The sequence below is a fragment of the Acinetobacter sp. QJM3NY_42 genome, from assembly GCF_056173745.1.
Genome location: NZ_CM149689.1, coordinates 2,507,126 through 2,527,122 on the forward strand (window position 1 = coordinate 2,507,126; position 19,997 = coordinate 2,527,122).

Annotated in this window: 18 protein-coding genes; 7 read left to right on the forward strand and 11 right to left on the reverse strand. The window is 40.2% G+C overall.

Annotated features, from left to right (window positions below):
* Positions 1 to 24 precede the first annotated feature (24 nt).
* The gene (locus AC0VYT_RS11880) at positions 25 to 381 is read left to right on the forward strand and encodes a hypothetical protein (RefSeq protein ID WP_005018643.1); all 357 of its coding nucleotides are present in this window, start codon (positions 25 to 27) and stop codon (positions 379 to 381) included.
* Between the two features lie 23 nt (positions 382 to 404).
* Here AC0VYT_RS11880 and bfmS read toward each other — a convergent pair whose 3' ends face one another.
* Positions 405 to 2,057: a sensor histidine kinase BfmS gene (bfmS, locus tag AC0VYT_RS11885; RefSeq protein WP_034675732.1), complete on the reverse strand. Its 1,653-nt coding sequence runs from the start codon at positions 2,055 to 2,057 to the stop codon at positions 405 to 407.
* A 55-nt stretch (positions 2,058 to 2,112) separates the two neighbouring features.
* On the reverse strand, positions 2,113 to 2,829 hold the full coding sequence (bfmR, locus tag AC0VYT_RS11890; protein WP_005018641.1) for a response regulator transcription factor BfmR: 717 nt from the start codon (positions 2,827 to 2,829) through the stop codon (positions 2,113 to 2,115).
* 597 nt (positions 2,830 to 3,426) lie between these two features.
* Between bfmR and AC0VYT_RS11895 the strand changes: the two genes are divergently transcribed.
* From AC0VYT_RS11895 to AC0VYT_RS11910, 4 genes are all read left to right on the forward strand, one after another.
* Complete coding sequence (locus tag AC0VYT_RS11895; protein WP_017400934.1) at positions 3,427 to 6,255, forward strand: ribonucleoside-diphosphate reductase subunit alpha; 2,829 nt, start codon at positions 3,427 to 3,429, stop codon at positions 6,253 to 6,255.
* Between the two features lie 100 nt (positions 6,256 to 6,355).
* Positions 6,356 to 6,484, forward strand: coding sequence for a preprotein translocase subunit YajC (locus AC0VYT_RS11900; RefSeq protein ID WP_075040964.1), 129 nt, complete (start codon positions 6,356 to 6,358; stop codon positions 6,482 to 6,484).
* Between the two features lie 338 nt (positions 6,485 to 6,822).
* Positions 6,823 to 7,050, forward strand: coding sequence for a CRISPR-associated protein Cas2 (locus tag AC0VYT_RS11905; RefSeq protein ID WP_228263147.1), 228 nt, complete (start codon positions 6,823 to 6,825; stop codon positions 7,048 to 7,050).
* Positions 7,051 to 7,162: 112 nt separating this feature from the next.
* Positions 7,163 to 8,446 (forward strand): ribonucleotide-diphosphate reductase subunit beta, encoded by a 1,284-nt coding sequence (locus AC0VYT_RS11910; protein WP_005027688.1) that lies wholly within the window; start codon positions 7,163 to 7,165, stop codon positions 8,444 to 8,446.
* A 288-nt stretch (positions 8,447 to 8,734) separates the two neighbouring features.
* Here the strand turns inward: AC0VYT_RS11910 and AC0VYT_RS11915 are convergent, their stop codons facing one another.
* The 3 genes from AC0VYT_RS11915 to AC0VYT_RS11925 form a co-directional block, all read right to left on the reverse strand.
* Positions 8,735 to 9,649, reverse strand: coding sequence for a LysR family transcriptional regulator (locus AC0VYT_RS11915; RefSeq protein ID WP_248130382.1), 915 nt, complete (start codon positions 9,647 to 9,649; stop codon positions 8,735 to 8,737).
* Between the two features lie 611 nt (positions 9,650 to 10,260).
* Positions 10,261 to 12,474, reverse strand: a complete 2,214-nt coding sequence (locus AC0VYT_RS11920; protein ID WP_005404879.1) for a TonB-dependent siderophore receptor — start codon at positions 12,472 to 12,474, stop codon at positions 10,261 to 10,263.
* A 450-nt stretch (positions 12,475 to 12,924) separates the two neighbouring features.
* Positions 12,925 to 13,551, reverse strand: coding sequence for a nuclease-related domain-containing protein (locus tag AC0VYT_RS11925; protein WP_005018607.1), 627 nt, complete (start codon positions 13,549 to 13,551; stop codon positions 12,925 to 12,927).
* Positions 13,552 to 13,675: 124 nt separating this feature from the next.
* Here AC0VYT_RS11925 and AC0VYT_RS11930 point away from each other — a divergent pair, with 124 nt between their 5' ends.
* The gene (locus AC0VYT_RS11930; RefSeq protein WP_005018606.1) at positions 13,676 to 14,239 is read left to right on the forward strand and encodes a 3'-5' exonuclease; all 564 of its coding nucleotides are present in this window, start codon (positions 13,676 to 13,678) and stop codon (positions 14,237 to 14,239) included.
* Between the two features lie 17 nt (positions 14,240 to 14,256).
* Here AC0VYT_RS11930 and AC0VYT_RS11935 read toward each other — a convergent pair whose 3' ends face one another.
* The 3 genes from AC0VYT_RS11935 to rpe all read right to left on the reverse strand — a co-directional run bounded on the left by AC0VYT_RS11935 (position 14,257) and on the right by rpe (position 16,307).
* Positions 14,257 to 14,745 (reverse strand): methylated-DNA--[protein]-cysteine S-methyltransferase, encoded by a 489-nt coding sequence (locus AC0VYT_RS11935; protein ID WP_005018605.1) that lies wholly within the window; start codon positions 14,743 to 14,745, stop codon positions 14,257 to 14,259.
* 16 nt (positions 14,746 to 14,761) lie between these two features.
* The gene (locus AC0VYT_RS11940) at positions 14,762 to 15,082 is read right to left on the reverse strand and encodes a DMT family transporter (RefSeq protein ID WP_005018603.1); all 321 of its coding nucleotides are present in this window, start codon (positions 15,080 to 15,082) and stop codon (positions 14,762 to 14,764) included.
* 538 nt (positions 15,083 to 15,620) lie between these two features.
* The gene (gene rpe / locus AC0VYT_RS11945; RefSeq protein ID WP_005018601.1) at positions 15,621 to 16,307 is read right to left on the reverse strand and encodes a ribulose-phosphate 3-epimerase; all 687 of its coding nucleotides are present in this window, start codon (positions 16,305 to 16,307) and stop codon (positions 15,621 to 15,623) included.
* Positions 16,308 to 16,479: 172 nt separating this feature from the next.
* On the opposite strand from rpe, the gene AC0VYT_RS11950 reads away from it, so the two are divergent.
* Positions 16,480 to 16,761, forward strand: a complete 282-nt coding sequence (locus AC0VYT_RS11950) for a DUF2218 domain-containing protein (protein WP_005018600.1) — start codon at positions 16,480 to 16,482, stop codon at positions 16,759 to 16,761.
* 24 nt (positions 16,762 to 16,785) lie between these two features.
* Here the strand turns inward: AC0VYT_RS11950 and fghA are convergent, their stop codons facing one another.
* The 3 genes from fghA to AC0VYT_RS11965 all read right to left on the reverse strand — a co-directional run bounded on the left by fghA (position 16,786) and on the right by AC0VYT_RS11965 (position 19,995).
* Positions 16,786 to 17,625, reverse strand: a complete 840-nt coding sequence (gene fghA / locus AC0VYT_RS11955) for an S-formylglutathione hydrolase (protein WP_005018599.1) — start codon at positions 17,623 to 17,625, stop codon at positions 16,786 to 16,788.
* A gap of 13 nt (positions 17,626 to 17,638) precedes the next feature.
* Positions 17,639 to 19,066: a C13 family peptidase gene (locus AC0VYT_RS11960; RefSeq protein WP_005018597.1), complete on the reverse strand. Its 1,428-nt coding sequence runs from the start codon at positions 19,064 to 19,066 to the stop codon at positions 17,639 to 17,641.
* Positions 19,067 to 19,194: 128 nt separating this feature from the next.
* On the reverse strand, positions 19,195 to 19,995 hold the full coding sequence (locus AC0VYT_RS11965; protein WP_005018596.1) for a class I SAM-dependent methyltransferase: 801 nt from the start codon (positions 19,993 to 19,995) through the stop codon (positions 19,195 to 19,197).
* Positions 19,996 to 19,997 lie beyond the last annotated feature (2 nt).

The window sequence follows — 19,997 nt, forward strand, 5'->3', positions numbered from 1 at the left end:
AATCAAAGAATAAGGAGCAATAACATGAGTTTAAAATTTACCCATAAACCTAATTATTTTTTATATGCAGATTTACTGATTAAATATATACAGGGGTATGTACGTAAATATCCAGAAGTTAATAATGCCATTTTTGACTTAAACGATATTTATAAGCTTTTCACTGAAGATTATGCTTCTACTACCGTTAATCTGGCTGGCATTTTAAATATTGCGGACGAATATACAGTTGAAACTATCAATGGGGACTGTAAAGTAATTCTTAACCATCGTATCGATGTCGAAAATCATAAACTTCTGGTTGATTTTAATCAGGCAGCTTTAGAAGGTTTACGCCAAGGTAATCCACTGATTGCACCTGACCCCACCATCCAGCAATAAGACTAATATAAAAAAAGCACCTGTCAGGTGCTTTTTTTATCGATACGATTTTTTCTGGCTTCATGTTTAAAACGCTGAGCAGGCCAAGTCATAATGAAACGTGCCCCTCCCAAGTCCGGGCTCTGATCAACCTGTATGGTTCCACCAAACCAGTATGCAATACGACTGACAATAGAAAGGCCCAGTCCATAACCACCTGAAGCACGGGTTCTGCTGTCATCTAGACGAGCAAAGGCTTCAAAAATACGGGCACGGTCTATTTCTGGAATACCTGCTCCATCATCTTCAACACTGACAAAAGCTTTCCCATCTTTATCGATACCACCCGAAATTCGCACATTATGGTCACAATAACGAACTGCATTACCCACCAGATTTTGTACTACACGATGAAGGTAGCGGCGTTCAGCATCTACCCGGAGATCAGGGGCTGGTGCTAACAACTCAATTTCCTTTTGGGTCTTTAAAGCTTCTGTTTCGGTTGCTACCTGACTCAGCACTTCTACCAGCGGAAGTTCTTCAAACTCAAGCGAAGGTGTCCCCTGTTCCAGTTTGGCATAAGTCATAATTTCATCAATCAGGGTATTCAGTGCTTCAATATCCTTATCGATCATTTCAATCTGTTGCAGACGATATTCATAATCATCTTCTTCTGCCAGCATTTCCATACCGAAGCGAATCCGGGCCACTGGTGTTCTTAGCTCATGTGAAACGGCGCGCATCAACTCACGTTGTGCTTCAATAAGGCGCTGGATATGATCTGACATATTGTTGTAACTGGCTGCCAGATTAGCCATTTCATCATTACCTTCAATCGGTACACGTAATGACAGATCACCAGATTTCATACGGTTTAAAGCATAACGTACCTGACGGATCTTGCGCTCTAGCGGTACAATTAAACCGTAAACTCCCAAGCTCAATAAAAATAGGCTCAGCAAGGTAATGCCACCAGCCAGCTGGAATGGCATCCAGTTAAAGACCGGCACAGGACCAATCACCAGCACTTCAGACGGATTGCTTGGCATTGGTGAAATAATCGTAATATTGGTACCACGCATGGTCGCGCTGTCTTTATAGAGCATAATGCTCTGATCCTGACGCAGCTGACCGATCTGTTCAGAATCGAGCTGGAGCTCATGCAGGTTTTGAATAGAAATTGGATAAGTAAAGTATTTTTGAATCTTGGCCAGATATTCGCGCTCCTGACCCGGATAGTAAATCAGATAATCTAAAATAAAAATTGGCAAGGCCTTCATTTGACGCTCGCCAATCTTGTCTACTTTGACATAGAGATAATGTTTAGGATCATCTTTTAGCCCAAGAATAATATACGCAGTTGTATTCTTGGCATCATAACGTACTACTGCCTGCAAATTATTGATTCGTTTGCGTTCCGCACGTGACAGCTCTACTTTACTGGCATCAACATAATAGATTGAAAGTTCCAGAAGATCAGAGGCATCCGCAATCCAGTCCAGCTTTTGCTGTTCACTTGGCTGCCGGGAAACCCCCTCACTGATCACATAAGAAATACCATCTGTGAGTGATTCCCGATATTCCTGCGCCCGTTGATAGTTAATGATTTGGACCAGCAGGTAACCAAATACAGCAACTAAAGCAACCAGAACTACAAGTCCTGCGTATATACGCAGGAATATACTGTGTTTGAACACTCGACCAACCTTGTAAGGAGATGAATTTGTTTAGAAGCAAAAAAACCGCTATATCTTATAGACCATTGGTTTCTTTGACAAACAGATATCCCTTGCTTCGTACAGTTTTAATACGTTTTGGATTTTCTGGATCATCACCGATTTTTGGACGAATACGTGAGATACGTACATCGATTGAACGGTCCTGACCATCATATTCAATACCGCGCAGACGCTCAAAGATATCTTCACGTGATAAGATACGGCCCGCGTTCGAAGCCAGTAACCACAGCAAATCATACTCAGCACTGGTGAAATCAACCAGCTCACCATTGAGAGTGACCGAGCGACCGCCATTGTCAATAACCAGATCATCAAACTCAATACGCTGTGCTACTTCATCTTCTACAGTTTTATCTGTACGACGCAGCAGTGCACGGATACGCGCCAATAGTACTCGTGGCTGAACTGGTTTCGGCACGTAATCATCAGCGCCCATTTCCAGACCCAGTACCTGATCCATGTCTTCAGTACGTGCTGTAAGCATCAGAATCGGTTGATGGTAATGTGGACGCACTTCACGACAAACGGTTAATCCGTCTGCTCCTGGCAACATTACATCAAGTACGACCATATCTGGCTGTTCACTGATGATACGGCGGATTGCACGGTTACCATCCGTTTCCACCCCCACTTCCAACCCGTTACGGATTAAGTATTCCTGGGTCAGACGAGCAAGACGCTCATCATCTTCAACGATTAAAATTTTTGGTAACTTTTCTTCTTGGCTCATGAAATATGCCTCTATGTATATGTTTGTTGGTATCTTTAATGAATCGAAACTCAGTGATACGTCATTAATAATTCGCAATATACACACGTTTACATTGTAAACAAGTAGCTGTTCACCAAACTGATACATGTCAGCATTGTTTTGTAATATTCTTTTAATGCTTGATATCACTAGGCTTTTATATAAATTCTAGTATTTGTCCTGGATTTTAGCTTTTTTTTAACCGATAAAATGTATTTTTATATACAAAAGATTGCATTGTTCAGAAACTGAGTAATTGATTCGTCGCTTTTTTAGTTATCCACATAGTTATCTATAAGCATGCTGAACCAGCTTTGTTATGCTATGCCTTAGCCAATAAGGCTTATAGCTGAATGACAGAAAATGGGAAAATTTGCTGCGAAGCAAAGGCCTTTTCCAAGAAAAATTTTTACTAAAATGTCAATATTGATATACCCTAAAAATTCCCGTATCTTGTGTCCAATTCAAATATAAACCACTAAGTCTTGTGTTTATCCTGATCAGCTGTCCTGTTTTGCAAACAGATGAATCAGGCTTATTAAACATAACAATAGATGACAATGGAGAGCGACTGAGATGAGCGCAATCACTTCAACCCCAGGTCAACTTCAGGTGATTAAACGCACCGGTGAGGTTGCCGCTTTCGATGCAGAAAAAATCTCTGTTGCGATTGGTAAAGCATTTTTGGCGGTAGAAGGCCAGCAAAGTGCTGACTCTAGTCGCGTCCATGACCGGATTACCCAATTAACTGAAATGGTCATGAATACCTTCAAGCGTCGCTTGCCTTCTGGCGGGACGATTCATATTGAAGAAATTCAGGATCAGGTTGAACTGGCACTTATGCGCACTGGCGAGCAGAAAGTTGCCCGTGCTTATGTTATTTATCGTGAACAGCGTAACCAAGCTCGCCAGCAAACTGGCGCTCATCACCATCCAACACTACAGATTACTGACAGTAAAGGACAGCTTCAGCCACTGGACATGAGCAAACTTCAAACCACACTGGAAAAAGCTAGTGAAGGTCTGGAAGGTATTGATGTACAGGCAATTATTGATGAAACTGTAAAAAACCTCTACAACGGCGTTAAAGCATCTGATATTGCCACCACCATGATGATGGCAACACGTACCCGTATCGAACAGGAGCCTAACTATACTTATGTTACGGCCCGTCTGTTACGTGATGAACTGGTGGCAACCGGTCTGGCATTTTTGGGATTGTCTGAGGATACACCGGAAAGTGAAGCGCTTGAAGCTTTCTTGAAAAAAGGGGTCGAGCTTGAACTGCTTGATGCCGAGTTGCTGAAGTTTGACCTGAAAAAGCTGGCAGCAGCAATTCAGCCAGAACGTTCAAACCAATTTACCTATTTAGGCCTGCAAACCTTATTTGACCGTTATTTCATCCATTCTAATGGGATACGTTTCGAACTGCCGCAACTATTCTTTATGCGCGTTTCTATGGGACTTGCTGTTCAGGAAGATGATCGAGAAGCCCGTGCAATCGAATTTTATAATCTGCTGTCCAGTTTTGACTATATGGCATCTACGCCAACACTATTTAATTCAGGCACCCTGCGTCCACAGCTTTCCAGCTGCTACCTGACCACCATTTCAGACGATCTTTACAATATCTATGGCGCAATGCGTGATAATGCCATGCTGTCAAAATGGGCTGGTGGCCTGGGCAATGACTGGACCCCGGTCCGTGCGCTGAACTCATATATCAAAGGGACTAATGGCAAATCTCAAGGTGTAGTTCCATTCCTTAAAGTTGCAAATGACACTGCAGTTGCGGTTAACCAGGGTGGCAAGCGTAAAGGTGCAGTATGTGCCTATCTTGAAACCTGGCATCTTGATATTGAAGAGTTTCTGGAACTACGTAAAAATACAGGTGATGACCGTCGTCGTACCCATGACATGAACACGGCCAACTGGGTACCTGACCTGTTTATGCAGCGTGTCTTCGAAGATGGTGAATGGACCCTGTTTACTCCTTCTGAAACGCCTGATCTGCATGACCTGACAGGTTCAGCATTTGCGGAGCGTTATGCTTATTATGAGTCTGTTGCCAAAGAACAGAACATGTTGCACAAGAAAATCCGTGCAAAAGACTTATGGCGTAAAATGCTGTCTATGCTGTTTGAAACAGGTCATCCTTGGATTACTTTCAAAGATGTATGTAACCTGCGCTCACCTCAGCAGCATGTGGGTGTGGTTCACTCTTCCAACCTGTGTACTGAAATTACCCTGAATACCAATCAGGATGAAATTGCAGTATGTAACCTCGGTTCTATTAACCTGGTACAGCATGTACAAGGCGGCAAGCTTGACCGCGAGAAACTGGCACGTACCGTAAAAACAGCTGTACGTATGCTCGATAACGTTATCGATATTAACTACTATGCTGTACCACAAGCCAAAAACTCTAACCTGAAACACCGTCCGGTTGGTATGGGTATCATGGGCTTCCAGGATGCACTGTATGAACTTGGCATGGCTTACGGTTCAGATGCAGCAGTTGAATTTGCTGATGAATCTATGGAAGTGATCAGTTACTACGCCATTCAGACTTCAAGTGATCTTGCAGTTGAGCGTGGTGCTTATTCAACCTTCAAAGGGTCGCTATGGGATCAAGGAATCTTACCAATTGACTCTCTGGAAATTGTAGCAAAATCCCGCCCGGACCGTATGTTTGAAGTGGACCGTACCCAACGTCTGGACTGGAATACTTTACGTGCCAAAGTCCAGAAAGACGGTATGCGCAACTCGAATGTAATGGCCATTGCACCGACTGCAACCATTTCTAATATTTGTGGTGTTTCGCAATCAATTGAGCCAACCTTCCAGAACCTGTATGTAAAATCAAACCTGTCTGGTGAGTTTACAGTGATTAACCCGTATCTGGTACGTGCCCTGAAAGAACGCGGCCTGTGGGATTCGGTAATGGTAAATGACCTGAAACACTTTGAAGGTTCTGTACAGAAGATTGCCCGTATTCCAGATGAGTTAAAAGCTATTTTTGCCACTGCATTTGAAGTTGAGCCACGCTGGATTGTAGATGCTGCTTCACGACGCCAGAAATGGATCGATCAGGCCCAGTCTCTGAACCTGTATATTGCAGGTGCCAATGGCAAAAAACTTGATCTAACCTATAAAATGGCATGGTTGCGTGGCCTGAAAACAACCTATTATCTGCGAGCGCTTGGTGCTACTTCAGCCGAGAAATCAACTATTAACACCGGTGCATTAAATGCTGTTAAAGCCACAGCAGCGGCCCCAGTAGCTGCAGCTCCTGTGGTAGAAACCAAACCGGAAACTGTAGCTGAAGAAGACGGTTTTGCTCAAGCTGCGCCGGTGCCTATGGCATGTTCGATTGATAATCCTGACTGTGAAGCTTGTCAGTAATTGATGAGCTAAGGCCTTTGTCCTTATCCTGGAAGTAATAATATGTTTAAGGATAAGGATGGAGAGCCAAAAATAAATTTGTAAAGTAAAGGAAATGATCATGCCTCATATGACTCATAACTATGTGTTAGGACTCACGGTTCTGGTTTTTTCCTTTATTTTTTTCTACGTACCGATGGTATATGCCTTTATTAAAATCCGGGCACAACAGCGTAACCAAAATAAGTAATTTTCTTTAGATGAATTACTTATTTTGATTATGTAGAAATACAAAATCAAATCTAAATTAAAGATTACGAAAACTAAAAGTAATTGGAGATTTAGAAAAGATTTGAGAAAAATGTTGGGGATATTGCAGTATCCCCTCCATAAATCTCAGATAACCGAAAACACGGTTGACTCAGATACTTTCCATAAAGAAAGTAACGAAATCTTCGTTCACTTTGAGTTTGGAGTCAACCGTTAATTCTTACATTTAGTCTAAAACTATGTTTTTAGGAGTTTTAAAAATGAAAGTTAATTTTCAGTTGTTTTTCACTCAAGTACTAGGAGATTTTTATGCACTACATGTGTTTAAGTTACGATCTACACAATAAACCACGCTCAAATTATTCCAAGATTTATCAAACTCTTGGCAAGTATAAACATGAGAGATTACAGAAGTCGATATGGCTATTGGATACAGCCAAAACGACTGATGAGATCATGAACGATTTTAGGCATTGTGTTGATTTGAATGACCATCTAGTTGTCTTTCCAATTGACCAAAATTTGTTAAACATTTTAAAGGAATAGGAACCCCCAGCCATTTTAATATTCATATTAAATGGTTTTGAAATAGAGACAGGTTTATAATCTTGACTCTATTTCAAATGGGGTTCACCTTTTTATACTTAAGGAGAATCCCATGTCTATCCTAAGTTGGGACGATTTCGAAGATGATTCGCAAAAACCGGCTGCTCCAGCACAGCAGCCTGCGCCCGTCGAACCGCAAAAAGCGGCTCATACGCAAGTGGTATCTGATGCAAAGCCATCACCGCAGAATGCGGCTTATGGACAATCCGCTGGAACCGGTCAGCTGCGACCAGCAGATTCAACCGATACGCTGGCTCGAGCATCTGAATCCTTAAATCATTTGGATGTTGCGCCCGGGCTTGAAGAGCTGGAAATGGGTGCGCAGCGTGTACAGGTTGATGATAAAGCCATGATCAACTGTCGTGCTGATTTAAACCAGCTTGTTCCATTCAAATATGAGTGGGCATGGCAAAAGTATCTGGATGGTTGTGCCAACCACTGGATGCCGCAAGAAGTTAACATGAATCATGATATTGCGCTCTGGAAGTCTGAAAACGGCTTGACTGAAGATGAGCGTACTATTGTCATGCGTTCACTCGGTTTCTTCTCGACTGCCGATTCACTGGTCGCAAATAACCTGGTACTGGCAATTTACCGTCATATTACCAACCCGGAATGCCGTCAATATATTCTGCGACAGGCATTTGAAGAAGCAATTCATACCCATGCTTACCAGTATTGTATCGAGTCGTTGGGCATGGATGAAGGCGAAGTCTTCAATATGTACCGTGAAGTACCGTCAGTAGCACGTAAGGCAGCGTGGGGACTGAAGTATACCCAGTCTTTAAGTGATCCGACTTTTAAAACGGGCACCCCTGAAAATGACCAGATTCTACTACGTAACCTGATTGCCTTTTATTGTGTTCTTGAAGGTATTTTCTTTTACTGTGGCTTTACCCAGATTTTATCAATGGGCCGCCGTAATAAAATGAATGGTGTAGCTGAACAGTTCCAGTACATCTTGCGTGATGAGTCAATGCATTTGAATTTCGGGATCGATATGATCAACCAGATCAAAATCGAAAACCCGCACCTATGGACTGCGGAGTTCCAGCAAGAAATCATTCAGATGATTTTAGAAGGCACCATGCTTGAGATTGAGTATGCACGGGATACCATGCCACGTGGAGTACTTGGTATGAATGCAGCAATGATGGAAGAGTATCTCAAATTTATTTGTAATCGTCGTTTAAACCAGTTGGGCTTGCCTGAGCAGTTTGCTGGTGTAAATAATCCATTCCAGTGGATGTCTGAGATGATGGACTTGCGTAAAGAAAAGAACTTCTTTGAAACACGCGTAACTGATTATCAGACGGGTGGCGCATTAAGCTGGTAAAAGTAGCTTAATATAAAACAACATATCAGATGTTATTTTCATTATATATATTTTAATAGTAAAGATAGAGCTTTAGGGCTCTATCTTTATATCAATTCTATCAAATTAGTAATAAAAATTTATTTAATATTTTAAAGATTATTTATATTTGAAAAATTAATATCTAACTTAGCTTAAGTATTAAAAGCAACCAGCTTATAAATAAAAATTATATTTTATAAAAGTTATTAAATTAGTTTAAAACCTTATTTTTTAAATATTTCTAATATTTAATATAAACTTTATTTATCAATTTTCAGATGATCTAAAATCCGAAATATAAGAATCCTGAATAGCTTCTATACAGTTTTTAATAATAAGATCATTCCCCTTTTTCCAAATTAATTTAACTTCAGATTGATTATTCTTATCATTTATAGAAAGCAACTTTACATTCTGTGGAAGAACGCTAGCAAACTCCTCAGGGACAATACAAATCCCAAAATCCTTTGCAACTAAATCCAGTTGGGACAACTTTCGTGAAGTTATTCTTGATTTTTTTTGAGAAAAACCATTGCTTAAGCAAAGATTAGAAGCTAAGTAGCTCAGTCCTCCTCGTTCAGAATGGGGGGTAGAAACAAATTCTAATTCCTTTAAATCCCTGATATAAACACTAGTTTTGTCTCTAAAATTCTGATTAGAAGCAGAAACTGCTACATATAAAGGGGCTTCATATAAACTTATAGAAGCTATTTCATCTAAATTGTGATGAACAGGCGGTCGAATAAAACCGATATCAATATTACCGCTAAGAATTGCTTCAATTTGATCCTCAGATGAAATAGTATTAATTTCTATATTAATTTTATATTTTCCGCATAACTCATCTAAAATCTGCAACTTTTTTTGATCAAAGATAATGCTGCTAGAGTGGCTGATTTTTATACTTCTGTCTTCTCCCTCGCTAATTCTCTTTGCCATTTCAATTGAATTATTAAAATTCTCAAGATGATTCTTTAAACTTTTATAAAGAACTAATCCAGCAGGGGTCAATTTAATTTTTTTTTCGGATCTATCAAAAACACAAAAACCTATTTCATCCTCCAGATTTTTTATTTGTCTGCTTAAAGCTGACTGAGCAATAAAAAGTTTTTCGGAAGCAGCATTAAAGCTGCCTTCTTCAACAATACTGATCAGATAATTACATTGTTTAAAAGTTAACATATCTCGAAAATAGATAGATGAGTAATATTTCTATATTAGATTAGATCAATAAATTAATATATCTTTTCTTTAACAGAATTGAATAGGGTTAAATTTAACATGATTATTAATAAAAAAATTATTTTATTTATGACTATAATAGCTATATGTCTAGCAGCCCAATCTTATGATAACTACACTAAAAATATTTCCAAATCAGCATTAGAGACTATAGATTTATTAACCGATTAATCTTTATTTTATATAATATTAATAAATTATTTTATTTAACAATCCTTCAAATTTTAATATTTAATTCAATACTGAATTATATTTAAATTAAACTTAATTTTATTAAAATCTTACTTTTGTCTAATTATTAAAAACCAAATTAAAACCTTTACATCAGGATAAAACCTTATTTATTCTATTATTTTTTTAAAATATCTCTAAACTATAATTTAAAATTAATAAAAATTTAAATATAGTTAGTTCTTCTAATATTTCACTTTAAAAGAAAATTCTTATTTATGAGTATTAAATATATATCTATTATATATACAATAAAAAAGGGCTGATTGCCCCCTTTTACTTGTCTTTTGAATATTTTTAATCTTCAGACAAAAGTCTGGTTAGAATTTATAACGCAAGCTTAGTGTTGCGTTACGTGGCGCACCATAATTCATACTGCTCTCGCCGATCCCTTCATAATAAACTTTATCAAATAAGTTATCGACATTGAGCTGAACCTTGATATTCGGGTCAACCTGATAACCCAGCATAAGACTTGCCAACCAGATATTACCTTGGTCAATTCGCCAGTTATCCTTTTTTGTTAATGAATAAGTTTTACTCCGATAATCCACTCCTGCTCCAGCACTCCATTTATCTTGGCTATATTTAACAAACAGATTTGAGGTAGTACGGGAATTATTGGGATTTACCTTCTCACCTTTAGCATCTCGTGCTTCAAAGTTGGCGATACCAAAGTTAAGACTCCATTGATCATTAATTTCGCCATCAACCTCTAGCTCTACCCCTTTACTGACGACTCCATCAATACTTCGGTAAGCCTGTTCAGAGGTCTTAACGCCATCAACAATTACATATCCATCCGTAATTTTCTCGGCAAAGTTATCTTGCTCTATTCTAAAGACAGATAAAGCTGTATTTAAACGGCCATCAAAAAATTCACTTTTAATACCCGTTTCATAGTTTTTACCAACAGCCGGGTCTAAATAACCACCATCTATATCACGACGGTTTTCCGATTTAAAAATATCGGTATAACTGGCATACCAGGAATGATCTGCTGCAAAGTCATATATGACTCCGACATAAGGAGTAACCTGATTGTCGAATTTACGCGTTCCCTTGCCATCACTTGATTCAAATTCCCAGTTTGACAGCCGTACCCCTGTCACAACTTTAAGAGGGTCAAGCACATGAAATTTACCAGCAATATAAACACCGCTTTGAGTAGTCTTGTTTAATGCCAGTCTTTTCGGGTTAGTAATCGGAGTCAGCAACTCCGTATTCATATTGGAAAAATCCAGCTCATTAGGGGTATTGATGTCCAGATCATTTGTACTTTCTTTTTTTCCCTGAATCGTTCCATATTTATTGGTAAGAAGCTCATTCTGGTTCCATGAAGCACCAGTTACAATTTCCTGCTGGCGTCCAGCCCAAGTAAAGGGCGCAGTAATATAAATATCGACATTATTTTCATCATTTCTCTGTTCAGAGGAATAAACAGAAATAGCCCCCAAACTTTTATGAGTATTTTTATCTACATTACCATCGACATAAAGCAGAGCTGTATCTTTGTCATCCCGACGATAAGAATAACCTATATGTAAATCAACATCATTAAACAGGTTATGTTGGAGTGAGGTAAATATGGCCTTTGAGTCAACATCCCAATAGGTCCAGTCTGAACTGACGGTTAGGGAGCGGTTAAATTTGGTTCGGGTACCATCATTATAAAAGGCGGGTAACCCTCCCCAGCGAATTCCATCACGTTCTAATTGCTGGTACATGGCAGCAAACGATAAACTGGTCCGATCGGACAGGTCGTAGTCTAGTGCTCCATAAGCAATATTGCGCTCTTTGGAATAAAAATCCATAAAGGAATTTTCTTGTAAATGTTTCACAAAGACCCGACCGCGTAATGAACCGTCTTCATTTAAAGCATTTGAAAAATCTGCCGAGCTAGAGTAGCTATTCCATGAACCGGCTGATGCAGTCAGGTTACCTGTCAGTTCTTTTGCATTAGCATGTTTGCGGATCAGATTAAGGCCGATTGCCGGATTTCCAGCTCCCGTCATTAAACCATTTGCCCCTTTAACTACCTCTACCCGGTCATAAATACTTAAATCCGGATCACCTTCAGCCAGTGTTAAGGTACTTGGCAAGCCATCGACCAGATAATAATCGACCTGGAAACCACGTGCATAATAACTCTGGCGTTCATCGGTACGTGAAGCTGTTACTCCCGTAATATGGCTCATGAGCTCCTGAAAAGACTCAATATTCCGGTCATCCAGATAGGCCCGTGTATAGACCTTAACTGTCTGTGGCGTGTCTCGTAAAGATAGATCTAGCTTGGTCGCTGTACTTGCACTTTTAACCGTATAGCTTCCGGAGTTTTCTGTGTCTGCCTGTGGCTGCTCTGCTGTTAAAGTAATGGTTTGAAGCTGCTGTACATTATCAGAATGACTTGTTTCATTTTTCTGATCCGCTTCTGCTGCAAAGGTAGTTTGTATCAGTAAGGCAGTGGAAGCAAACAGAATAGTCCGTACTGCCAAAAATAAAGATTTCGGCGTAGAGTTTAATGGTCTAGACATACGAGTTAAGCCAAAAATAGTTGTCGTCAATAATTCCCTTAATGAATTGATATAGTCTCCCTCATCTTTTTATTAAGGTTAGACTTTTATAGGGCACTGGCTGCAACTCGCCTTAGCCTTGCATAGTACGGTTCTTCTTTCAAAGTCCACTAAAGTCAATTTTTTAAAGCAAGGTATATCAATTCAATCGCGGCAGAATCTTAACATGAAGTATAACTAAATGATACTAATTATCATTTTTATCATCATTATCTTATTTTTGGATTTTGAATATAATTGTTCAGATATTAAAATCATTTCTAAAAATTTAATTTAAACAAATTATTAGCTTCTCTTTTTCCTATTAGAAAGCGGTATAAATTTATAAAAGATTCATCAGATTTTAATTTCTATAATTTTACTCAATTCAGTGTTTGACTATTTTTATCAGTTATTTATTTTTGCACAGGTTCAGTTCTGCTCTTCCTGTTTTTGCTTAAGATTTTCGATATGTAGCCGGTCAGTTTTCCAGCCCTTTTCTAGTATTTCTTTTTCTAGACGATATTTAATGCGTTTGAGTTTCATTGCCGGAATCACAGTCTGCTGGAATTGTTTGACGTAATCTGTCCATGCTTTTCCCTGTAATACATTAGCTGGCATGGGCGTCTTGAAAGTACTCTGGGGGGTAAAAACTATAATTGAATGCAAATACTCAGGCTCAACTACATCTTTAAGCACTGACTCCAATACCTTAATGTGTTTGTAGTTCTGATATAACGGATTTTGAAACTTAAAAGATTTTTTATATATTTTCTGTGTCCAGTGTTTCTGGCGTTCTCCGCCAAAGATCCATCCTTGATAATTTTTAGTTTCTATAATAAATATACCATAGGGACTTAACAGAATATGATCAATTTGAGTAGTACCAGTCTGTTCATCAGGTAGCGTGCAATCATTTAGCATAATATACTCTTCACTCAAGTATTTTTTAGCATGTACCTTCACTGTGAATTCGCCCAGTTTGCCTTTAAATTTAGGAGAAGAAACCCAAGCAATCAGGCCGATTACAGCCACTATGATTATAAAATTAAATAACATTTTCCTTACCCCAGTTGTTTAGCTATAAATATGTTATGAAGTAGAATTCAAGGTTCTATCAAGCTTTTCAAACTCATTCAGCGCTATTATGATTTAATATGCATGTTCAAGGAAATAAATTATATTGGCTCAGAGATCAGAACTTTATATTTCAGTCGACATTGAAGCGTCTGGCCCTATACCTGGTATTTATAGCCTGCTTTCCATTGGCGCATGTAATATTGATCATCCTGAACAGAACTTTCAATGTGAAATCAAGCCATTAAATAGTAATGCAATACCGGAAGCATTAAATGTCTGTGGACTTTCATTAGAGAGCTTACAGCAAACCGGTCTGGAACCAGTTCAGGCTATGCAAATGTTTAGTCAGTGGCTTAGCTCACTTGTAATAGATCAACGGCTGGTCTTTGTAGGTTTAAATGCCGGTTTTGACTGGTCGTTTATTAACTATTATTTCTGGGCATTTTTAGGGCATAACCCGTTTGGAATCAGCGCACTGGATATTAAGTCTTATTTTATGGCTGCCCAGCACTGTAAATGGTCAGAAACCAGTTCACGGCATATGGACCGGCTATTACATCCAAAGTTAAGTAAAAATCACAATGCTCTAGATGATGCTTTATATCAGGCAGAGCTTTTTAGGTTAATACGGGGTCAGCAGTTAAAGATGAACCGTCCGCTTGGCTAACTCAGCAAATCAACGCCTTAAAGCTGGATATTCTTTTCCAGGTTCAGCAGAATTGTTTTATTATCCAGTCCACCCGCAAAACCAGTTAATGCACCACTAGCTCCTATTACCCGATGACAAGGTGCAATTATTGAAATCGGATTACGACCATTTGCAGCACCTACGGCGCGCATCGCCTTAGGTCGACCAATCGCTTGAGCAATCTGCCCATAACTACGAGTCTGTCCATAAGGAATTTTTAACAGTTCGGTCCAGACCAGTTTCTGAAACTCTGTTCCGGCAAAGTCTAGCGGTATGTCAAATCGCTGCCGGTTTCCCTCAAAGTATTCTTCAAGCTGCTGGCGTACCTGAAGCAAAACCGGATGCTCCGGCTCAACCACCAGTTCTGCCAGCTGAATACGTTTAGGTTGCTCATTTTCCCAAAGAACGGCTACCAGTGCTTTCTCGTTTGCGATCAGCCTTAAACGGCCCACTGGAGAATCCATATACTGCATTGCAAGTTTCATATTTTTTTACCTGCCTCTAATTGCTTGAAGATAATTTCATGAGAACCAATCCAGATACAATCAGTACTGCTGCCAGCATTCGCATTGCTCCTGCCGGTTCATTTAAAATAAAAATCCCCAGTAAAAAAGAACCAATTGCGCCTATTCCTGTCCAGACAGTATAAGCTGTACCTAGAGGTAAAGTCCGCATCGAAATAGAGAGCAGCACTACACTCAGTATCATAAAAACAATCGTAATTACGCTTGGGCCTAAGCGAGTAAAGCCTTCTGAAAGCTTCATTGAGTAAGCCCAAACTACTTCAAAAAGACCTGCTAAGAGTAATAGTAACCATGCCATCCGGTCTTTTCCTTTCTCGTCAGGCCGTCCTGACAATTTTTCCACTATGGGGAGGCCGTTCCTCCTGAAACTTTGATTATTTTAACTGAGCTTGTCCAGATAAACAGTAGCTCAATACGAAGGTATCTTTTGCTCAGATTCCATTCATTTAAATTTAAAATCTCTTGAGCTCTAAGTAAACCCTAAAAATAGTGTTACCGCAAATGGGGGAAAAATTTATAAAGTTATGCACAAAAGCCAAGCTTCACTTCCAGATAAGTATATAGCTTTAAAAAAACCTTGTTCTGCAGGCTGTAGCTATAAATTAGTCAGTTCAAATTTTAGACACTGGCTAATAAAAATACTTGCTTTTGGAGTGATTAAGTCAATAAAAAAGGATTCAGTTGAATCCTTTTTATACTTTTTTTGTCTAATTAATAAGCAATTGATAGTTAATTGTTTATAGTTTACCCAAGTTATCCCTAGCGTTATCAACAAGGATATCCATAGAGTTATAAACAAAGTTATCCACAGACCTTATCGAGTTATTTAAAATAGCTTAAACTTCTACACTGCCTACTTTATTCAGTTCAGCCCGCATCTCATCAATGACATTTTTATAATCTGGTTTTCCAAAAATGGCTGAACCTGCTACAAACATATCTGCACCTGCTTCAGCAATTTCACGAATATTGGCAGGTCCTACGCCACCATCTACCTCTAAACGGATATCACGGCCACTTGCGTCAATAATCTTGCGTACCTGACGTAGTTTTTCTAAAGTCATTGGAATAAATTTCTGGCCGCCGAACCCCGGGTTTACACTCATCAACAGAATCTGGTCTACCTTATCCAGTACATAGTCCAGATAATGCAATGGAGTTGCCGGGTTAAACACCAGCCCAGCTTGCGCTCCGCCAGATTTGATCAGTTGTAAAGAGCGGTCAATATGGTCAGATGCTTCTGGATGAAAGGTAATAATGTCCGCCCCTGCGTCCAGAAAGTCACCAATTATGCGATCAACTGGTGAAACCATCAGATGTACATCAATGGGTGCCTGAATACCATATTTTTTGAGCGCCTTGCATACACCCGCCCCAAAAGTAAGATTAGGCACATAATGATTATCCATTACATCGAAATGAACTACATCAGCACCGGCTGCTAATACTTTTTCCACATTTTCACCGAGACGGGCAAAATCTGCAGATAAAATTGAAGGTGCAATTAGATAGGGCTTGGACATCGGAGGACCTGGCTTGAGAAATTGACTATTGTATTATTATAGCAAAAAGCTCCTGATTACTGGGCACTAAAGCATAAATGCAATCCCTGTTGAAACAGGTTTTAAAATTTTGAGAAAGTACTTTGAGTAAAACTCTGCTACAGTATGTTTTTTATTGAGAATGAGAAGCAACATGAATAGTCGCACAGAAATTGATACTCAAGATGCTGGTCGTATAGCTAAACGTCTGGTAAATCACTGGAAACACAAGTTTGAAATTGAAGAGCATGGCACAGCTTTTACAATTGTTATGCCAGATGCAAAAGTCATTTTAACGCCTGAAACTGAACAGTTAGCTGTTCAGGTAGAAAGTCAACGTGCCGAAGATGAGCATCAACGCCTGGAAAAAGTCGTTATTGATCACCTGAATCGTATGGCACAACAGGAATTTCAGGCACAATGGCGAGCATACTAGAAGTATGCTCTGTATCATTCAAGCTTATTTCTCTTCCAGCTGGATGGCATGAAACTGTAAGTGATCATCCACAAAGCTTTGAATAAAGTAGTAACCATGATCATAGCCAGTATGCTGGCGCAAGCGTAGTGGCTGGCTTGCCTGTTTGCAGGCTTGTGCAAACAGTTCAGGATGGAGCTGGTCATAGAATTGGTCATCCAGCCCCTGATCAATCAGGATTTCAGGAAATAAGGTACCTTTTTGTGTCATCAACTGTACAGCGTCGTGTTTAGTCCACTGCTGGCGGTCTTCACCCAAGTAATGTCGAAATGCTTTTTCTCCCCACGGACACTGACTCGGTGCGCAGATTGGTGCAAATGCGGATACCGATTTAAACTTTTCCGGATATTTCAATGCTAGCGTCAAGGCACCATGGCCACCCATAGAATGTCCGAATATCCCGACTTTATCGGTCTGCACTGGAAAGTTTTTCAGAATTGCCGGATAAAGCTCATCTGTCACATAACTTTCCATCTGGTAATGTTCAGACCATGGCTCTGCACAGGCATTAATATAAAAGCCAGCGCCTTGGCCTAAGTCCCAACTGTCTCCCTGGGCAACATTTTCCCCTCTTGGCGAAGTATCAGGAGAGACCAGAATTAGTCCGAGCTGGGCAGCAAGTCGTTGGGCGTGGGCTTTAATTGCAAAGGTTTCTTCGGTACAGGTTAAGCCTGCCAGATAAAATAAAGTGGTGCAGGGTTCATCCAGCAGCGCCTGAGGTGGCAAAAAAATACTAAAACGGCTCTCACCCTTCAGATATTTTGAAGTCCACTGATAAATACGCTGTTCACCATCAAAGCAACGATTAGTCTGCAATAGTTCCATATTCTTATTCCTTTTATTTTCCTGCCCTTTCGAGCTGAGCAGACTGGGATACAGCTAATGATAAATTAGGCTGATTTGCTGTGGTAGCCGGGAACAGGCGCTGTTCCAGTTGAGGCAACATCAGTTCCATATTTTTGCCGATGACCCACTGAGGCTCAGAAGGATCAAAACCTTGAGCATTCTCCCAAGTCGCTACCGTACTGCGTGCCTGTTCAAACGCCGTTTTTAAGGAAGACTGTTCACGCATAGCCTGATCAAAGAAAGCCCGCCCAAAATAAGTATAGTCAGCTTCATTGGAGCAGCCAAATGAAGCACGGTCAGCAGCAGAAGCTGTGATAATTAAAGTGTTGGCAGACTGCAAGGCCGGTATAAAACTGCCAGAATAGCAGGCAGAAATTACAATTACACGCCAGCGGATACCGGAACGGTCCAATGCTTCACGTAGCCATTTTGGATCAACCTGATCCAGCTCTAAAGGCGCATTTTCAATTTCAAACTGATTTTGCAGCCCGTGTGAAGTCATATATAAAAATAGCACATCACTTTCACGGTTCATTTGCTGCCCGATACGGCGTAGCGCCAGATTAATGCTGGTTCTAGAAGCAATAGGTATTTCAGTACGGGTTTGTGGGTTATTAATTAGCATTACCGAACGGCCGAATGTTCCGAAACGGGTATCAAACTGTTCCCTAATCCGTTTTACTTCAGATTTAAAAACATCCTGATAGCTAGCACCAGCGACACCCAAGAAATACCAGTGCGTTTGAGCAAACTCACCATACTCCACATCTTCCAGAGTACGATTCAGTATTTGACTCTGCTTATAGAAAGCCTCTTCAGAAAATGATGGCGGGACACTTTCTACTTTCCAGATTGGCTGGTCTTTAACTGACATCTGCCATACGACCAATGTAATAAATGTCGCCAGCATGATCAGGGCAAATTCCCACCACGGCCATTTTAGTTCACGACCAAATACCCAGACCACAGCCATACTCTGCCAGACAAACAGCACCATAAACAGGATGGGCAAATAGTCATAAATTGCATAAGGTAAATAATCAAGTTGTCCCAGATACTGAATCAGGCTTTGCAATAGCGCAATATGCGTATCCAGAATCAGCCATAAGATAGTTGGCACCAGCATTAATCGTGGATTATTGGTACGCTGTGACAGGAATATGCCGACAATTAAGGCCAGAAAAGGCCATAAGGCATAACTCACCAGTCCTTGCGAATTAAACTCGCCAGTTTCACCAGCAGTCAGCCAGCTAAATAAAGTATTGGCCAGCCCTCCCAGTATGCCCCAGACAATAAACTGAAGGATTGAAGGCCGCACAGCAGCCAGTGCACGACGAGAACCTAAAAATAACCACATCCCGGCAATCTGATTGCTTTGAAAATCATGCCAAAAATTAATCGATGGTTTGAGGTTAATCATAGGATGTCTGGGAAAATGATATTTTTTTAAAGGCCTAAACAGTTTAGGCCTGAGATAGAATTTAGCAATGCCACTTTCTAACTATATAACAAAACTTTGCTTAATATTGAAGCTGTTACCAAATAGTTTTAATCAGGCAGATAAAAGTAGGCATCGAAGCGGCAGGCGTCGCCTAACCATTGATGATCAGGTGTTTGTTCGGCTAGAAATCCTGCATGACGTGGCCGTTTTACTATGACCCGTTTTGCAACTGCTTGTGCAAGAGATAAAAGTCTATCTCCCAAATCCATCTCTCCCTGTTCAGGCAACAGCATATGTAAAAGCTGCATCTGTTTTTTAACTTGGGCCTGTTTTTTATGGTCCTGCTGATTCTGGTCACGCTGTGGAAACATCGGATCAAGATAAACAACGTCTATCCTGTGCTGTCGAGCTGTTTGCTGACGCAAATAATCAGCAGAGTCGGCAAAAACCAGTTTAATCCTTGCTGCGGCTGAGTTCAGGAATGCATCAGTTTGTGCCTGGGCCAGACTTTCTTCCAGCAGCGTAAATAGAATGGGATGACGCTCGACTAAAGTGACTTCTGCACCCAAATGGGCCATCAGCAAGCTGTCATGCCCCAAACCGGCAGTGGCATCAATCAGTTGCGGCTTTTCTCCCAGTTGGCAGGCGCGGGCAAGCATTTCCGACTTTAAACTGGCACGCTTTAAACGTGGAATTTCAGCTTTCCAGTCTGGTTGCATTTTCATGCCATTTGCACATAGCCATAAACCCTGCGCGTTTGTACATAAAGCAAGTTCCGGATTCAGGCGTAAAAAACGGCTATTGATTTTCTCAACTGTCTCTATATCCAGATTTATATCTCGTGAACCAAGCACAGCAGCGTAGTGCTGTGCTTGATCCTCATATTCAGCTTCACAAAATAAGCGCATGG

What these genes read in the sequence shown, in the direction of transcription:
- AC0VYT_RS11880 (WP_005018643.1), top strand. Translation starts at nt 25, where the DNA reads ATGAGTTTAAAATTTACCCATAAACCTAATTATTTTTTATATGCAGAT.
- bfmR (WP_005018641.1), bottom strand. Translation starts at nt 2,829, where the DNA reads ATGAGCCAAGAAGAAAAGTTACCAAAAATTTTAATCGTTGAAGATGAT.
- AC0VYT_RS11895 (WP_017400934.1), top strand. Translation starts at nt 3,427, where the DNA reads ATGAGCGCAATCACTTCAACCCCAGGTCAACTTCAGGTGATTAAACGC.
- AC0VYT_RS11900 (WP_075040964.1), top strand. Translation starts at nt 6,356, where the DNA reads ATGCCTCATATGACTCATAACTATGTGTTAGGACTCACGGTTCTGGTT.
- AC0VYT_RS11905 (WP_228263147.1), top strand. Translation starts at nt 6,823, where the DNA reads ATGTGTTTAAGTTACGATCTACACAATAAACCACGCTCAAATTATTCC.
- AC0VYT_RS11910 (WP_005027688.1), top strand. Translation starts at nt 7,163, where the DNA reads ATGTCTATCCTAAGTTGGGACGATTTCGAAGATGATTCGCAAAAACCG.
- AC0VYT_RS11915 (WP_248130382.1), bottom strand. Translation starts at nt 9,649, where the DNA reads ATGTTAACTTTTAAACAATGTAATTATCTGATCAGTATTGTTGAAGAA.
- AC0VYT_RS11920 (WP_005404879.1), bottom strand. Translation starts at nt 12,474, where the DNA reads ATGTCTAGACCATTAAACTCTACGCCGAAATCTTTATTTTTGGCAGTA.
- AC0VYT_RS11925 (WP_005018607.1), bottom strand. Translation starts at nt 13,551, where the DNA reads ATGTTATTTAATTTTATAATCATAGTGGCTGTAATCGGCCTGATTGCT.
- AC0VYT_RS11935 (WP_005018605.1), bottom strand. Translation starts at nt 14,745, where the DNA reads ATGAAACTTGCAATGCAGTATATGGATTCTCCAGTGGGCCGTTTAAGG.
- AC0VYT_RS11940 (WP_005018603.1), bottom strand. Translation starts at nt 15,082, where the DNA reads ATGGCATGGTTACTATTACTCTTAGCAGGTCTTTTTGAAGTAGTTTGG.
- rpe (WP_005018601.1), bottom strand. Translation starts at nt 16,307, where the DNA reads ATGTCCAAGCCCTATCTAATTGCACCTTCAATTTTATCTGCAGATTTT.
- AC0VYT_RS11950 (WP_005018600.1), top strand. Translation starts at nt 16,480, where the DNA reads ATGAATAGTCGCACAGAAATTGATACTCAAGATGCTGGTCGTATAGCT.
- fghA (WP_005018599.1), bottom strand. Translation starts at nt 17,625, where the DNA reads ATGGAACTATTGCAGACTAATCGTTGCTTTGATGGTGAACAGCGTATT.
- AC0VYT_RS11960 (WP_005018597.1), bottom strand. Translation starts at nt 19,066, where the DNA reads ATGATTAACCTCAAACCATCGATTAATTTTTGGCATGATTTTCAAAGC.
- AC0VYT_RS11965 (WP_005018596.1), bottom strand. Translation starts at nt 19,995, where the DNA reads ATGCGCTTATTTTGTGAAGCTGAATATGAGGATCAAGCACAGCACTAC.